The sequence below is a fragment of the Mycobacterium sp. genome (assembly GCF_049673265.1).
Taxonomy (GTDB): Bacteria; Actinomycetota; Actinomycetes; order Mycobacteriales; family Mycobacteriaceae; genus Mycobacterium.
Genome location: NZ_JBATXN010000126.1, coordinates 1 through 4,167 on the forward strand (window position 1 = coordinate 1; position 4,167 = coordinate 4,167).

Here is a 4,167-nt window from a genome sequence, read left to right on the forward strand (position 1 = left end):
GCGAAGAGTTACTCGGGCTCTCTGACCAGGCGATGTCGCGGATCCGGGGCAAGTCGATCGGCACCGTCTTTCAAGACCCCATGTCGGCGTTGACGCCGGTCTACACCATTGGCGATCAGATAGCCGAAGCCATCAAGGTGCATAACCGCGGGATCAGTCGAGCAGGTGCCCGTAAGCGCGCCATCGAGTTGCTCGAGCTGGTCGGCATCGTGGCGCCGGAAAGCCGGGCGAGGGCTTTTCCGCACGAGCTGTCCGGCGGCGAGCGACAGCGGGTGGTGATCGCGATTGCGATCGCCAACGATCCCGACCTGTTGATCTGCGACGAACCGACCACCGCGCTGGATGTCACCGTGCAGGCACAGATCCTCGACGTGTTGCGGACCGCGCGCGACGTCACCGGCGCCGGTGTGCTGATCATTACCCACGACCTGGGAGTGGTGTCGGAGTTCGCCGACCGGGCGCTGGTCATGTACGCGGGACGTCCGGTCGAGATCGCAGGAGTTGCAGAGCTTTACCGTGACCGCCGGATGCCCTATACGGTCGGGCTGCTGGGTTCGGTGCCGCGGCTGGATGCCCGACAAGGCACCCGGCTTGTGCCGATCCCCGGTGCTCCGCCGACGATGACGGCGCTGCCCGATGCCTGCCAGTTCGCGCCGCGCTGTCCGCTGGTGATTAGCGAATGCCGTTCGGCGGAGCCCGATCTCGTCCCCATCCGGGCCGGTCACCAGGCGGCGTGCATCCGCACCAACGATGTCGCTGGACGCAGCGCGGCCGACATCTATCACGTGTCAACGCAGCCGGTTGCAGGCGATACCACCGGCACCGACCGTTCGGTGGTCCTGCAAGTCACCGACCTTGCCAAAACCTACCCACTGACCAAAGGTGTCGTTTTGCGCAGGCGGATCGGTGAAGTTCGTGCGGTCGACGGCGTCAGCTTCACCTTGCAGCAGGGCCGCACTTTGGGCATCGTCGGCGAATCCGGTTCCGGCAAATCAACCACGTTGAGCCAGATTCTCGAACTCGCCACACCTCAGGCCGGTGCGATCCAGATTCTCGGCACCGACGTCGCCGGCCTCGACAAAGCCACCCGTCGCAAGCTGCGCACCGAACTGCAGGTGGTGTTTCAGGATCCGGTAGCGTCGCTGGACCCGCGGCTGCCGGTGTTCGACGTCATTGCTGAACCGTTGGTTACCAACGGGTTTGACCGGCAACGCCGCGAGGAGCGGGTCGCCGAGTTACTAGGAATCGTCGGGCTGAATCACGCCGACGCCAGCCGCTATCCAGCGGAGTTCTCCGGCGGGCAGAAGCAACGAATTGGTATCGCGCGCGCCCTGGCACTGCGGCCGAAGATCCTTGCGCTCGACGAGCCGGTCTCGGCGCTCGACGTGTCGATTCAGGCTGGCATCATCAACCTGCTGCTTGACCTGCAGCGACGGTTCGGATTGTCCTATCTGTTTGTGTCGCATGACCTTTCGGTGGTCAAACACCTGGCTCACCGAGTGGCAGTGATGTATCGAGGCAAGATTGTGGAGCAGGGCGATGGCGAGCAGGTGTTCACCAACCCGCAGCACGAATACACCCGGCGACTGTTGGCCGCGGTCCCACGAGCGCACTCGGATATCGGCGGTGGTTAGCATCTATTCGACGATTCGCAGGCTTGCACTGCTGGCCACCGTGCTGATGTGTGTGATCGTCACGGGTTGCTCGGACGGCTACCAGGATGTGGTGGGGCGTCAGGCCGTCCGGGTCGGCACCTCGAGCGACATCAACCCACGCGACCCGGCGACTCTGCGCGACGGCGGCGACCTGCGGCTTGCGATCAGCTCGTTTCCGCCGAACTTTAATGAGTTGAACATCGACGGCAACACCGCCGATGTCGGTTCGGTTGTCACGCCGACGCTGCCGGGGGCGTTCATCACCCAGGCGGACGGGTCGCTGAAACTCAACACCGATTACTTCACTGATGCCGAGTTGACCAGCGCCAGCCCGCAGGTCGTCACGCTCACGATCAACCCGAAAGCGGTGTGGAGCGACGGCACCCCGATCACCTGGGAAGACATCAAATCAGAGGTCGACGCATGCAGCGGACACGACAAGCGCTACCTGATCGCCAGCAGGGCCGGGTTCGAACGGGTGAAGTCGGTGACCCAGGGCGTTGACGACCGCCAAGCGGTGGTCACCTTCGCCCAGCCGTATGCGGAGTGGCGCGGGATGTTCGCCGGTGGCATGCAGCCGCGGAGCATGACGGAGAACCCGGACGCCTTCAACAAGGGCCAGCTCGACCACCCTGGCCCGTCGGCCGGGCCGTTCATCGTGTCCAGGATCAACCACAGCGCACAGCGGATTGTGCTGACTCGCAATCCCCGCTGGTGGGGCCGCAAGCCGCTGCTGAACTCGATCACCTTTCTGGTGCTGGACTCCACCGCCGTCATCCCCGCCCTGCAAAACAACGCGATCGACGCTGCCGGCGTCGGCACGCTCGACGATATGGTCACGGCCGAGCGCACACCGGGAGTGGTAATCCGCAGCGCGCCGGCGCCGACGTGGTATCACATGACTTTCAATGGCGCGCACGGATCCATCCTCTCCGACGACAAGCTGCGGCTGGCAATTTGCAAAGGCATTGACCGCCAAGCGATTGTCAATGTTGTTCAGCATGGCCTGACCAGTCACCCGAAGCCGCTGGACAATCACGTTTACGTCGTCGGCCAGGTGGGCTACCAAAACAACAGCGCACCAGCCGCTTACAACCCTGACCAGGCCCGCAGAGAATTGGATGCCCAGGGCTGGAGGCTCAACGGGGCCGTGCGAGAACGAGACGGTAAGCAGCTAGTCGTCCGCGACGTACTTTACGACTCGCCGGCCGCGCGCCAGATCGCCCTGGTTGCCCAGCAAAACCTGGCACAGATCGGTGTCAAGCTGGTGCTGGACGTCAAAGCCGGCAATGGATTCTTCAACCAGTACGTGAGCGTCGGCGACTTCGACATCGTGCAATTCGGTTGGGTCGGTAACGCTTTCCCGCTGTCTGCGCTGCCGCAGATCTATACCTCCGACGGAGAGGGCAACTTTGGCAAGATCGGCAGTGCAAGCATCGACGCCAAAATCGATCAGACGCTGTCCGAGCTGGACGAGAATGCGGCGCGCGGGCTGGCGAACCAGGTCGACACGATGATCTGGCAGGAGGGCTTCAACTTGCCCCTTTTCCAGTCGCCTGGCGATATCGCGGTGCGCAAAGATCTGGCCAACTTCGGTGCACCCGGGCTGGCCGACGTCGACTACACCGCGATCGGATTCATGCGCTAGGCGCACAGCTCGATACGTTGCGCACCCTTGACACCGTCGTATCGCGCTGGTGTGCAGGTCAATACGATCACCTGGCCGCGCTCGCCCAGGGTGTTGAACACCTCGGCCATCTTGACCAGTCGCTGCGGGTCGGTGAAGCCGAGGGCGTCATCGATCAGAATCGGAACGGCGTCCTCGTCGGCGACCAGCGCTGCTCCGGCCAGCCGTGCCAAGATGCCCAGTTGCTCCTTGGCTCCGCCCGACAGTGATTCGTACGGCACCGTGCACCCGTCGAGCGTGCGGTTGAGGATGCACAGGTCCGTGTCGACGTCGACCTCGAAACTGGGGCCGAAGACCGGACGCCCCAGCCGCTGCAATTCGGCACGGAACGGCTCGACGTAACGAAGCCGTGTGGTGTCGCGGTGGCGGACCATCACCGCGCGCAACAACTGGACGGCACGGGCTCGGCTACCGACCCGGACGTGCTCGCTGCGGGCGTGTTCACGGCGGGTCTCAGCGGCGTCGAGCTTTCCGTTGCGGCCCTCCGTGCCGAATAACGTTAGCTCCACCCTGATCTCGTGCAACGTGCGGGTAATTTCGTCGTGCCGCGTTTGCAATGCCTGGGCCGCCTCAGCGGCATCGGCCAGTTCGGCGGCCGCAGCGTCTGGTTCCGCGGCGGTCAGTTGTTCGGACAATTCGGCGACCCGGGCTGCTGCCGTTTGCGCCACCTGCAGCTCTTCGGTAGCGGTGGCCTCCAGCGTTTCGTCGGTGACGGCTGCGCGCTGCTGGGACAGCCGGTCGCCGACGGCAGCCAGCTCGGCGCGTTGACCAGCCAGCTTCTGCTCGGAAAGGGTTGCCTTGGTCGACATTTCGGCGAGTTTGGCC

At 64.1% G+C, this 4,167-nt stretch carries 3 protein-coding genes; 2 read left to right on the forward strand and 1 reads right to left on the reverse strand.

The window, feature by feature from the left end:
* Positions 1-1,634 (forward strand): dipeptide ABC transporter ATP-binding protein (locus WBF82_RS04430; protein WP_424381887.1); only part of this gene is annotated, 1,634 nt, incomplete at its 5' end.
* A 46-nt stretch (positions 1,635-1,680) separates the two neighbouring features.
* Positions 1,681-3,303, forward strand: coding sequence for an ABC transporter family substrate-binding protein (locus tag WBF82_RS04435; protein WP_424381889.1), 1,623 nt, complete (start codon positions 1,681-1,683; stop codon positions 3,301-3,303).
* Here WBF82_RS04435 and WBF82_RS04440 read toward each other — a convergent pair.
* The coding region (locus tag WBF82_RS04440; protein ID WP_424381888.1) for an ATP-binding protein at positions 3,300-4,167 on the reverse strand (868 nt) is incomplete at its 5' end. The genes WBF82_RS04435 and WBF82_RS04440 overlap by 4 nt on opposite strands.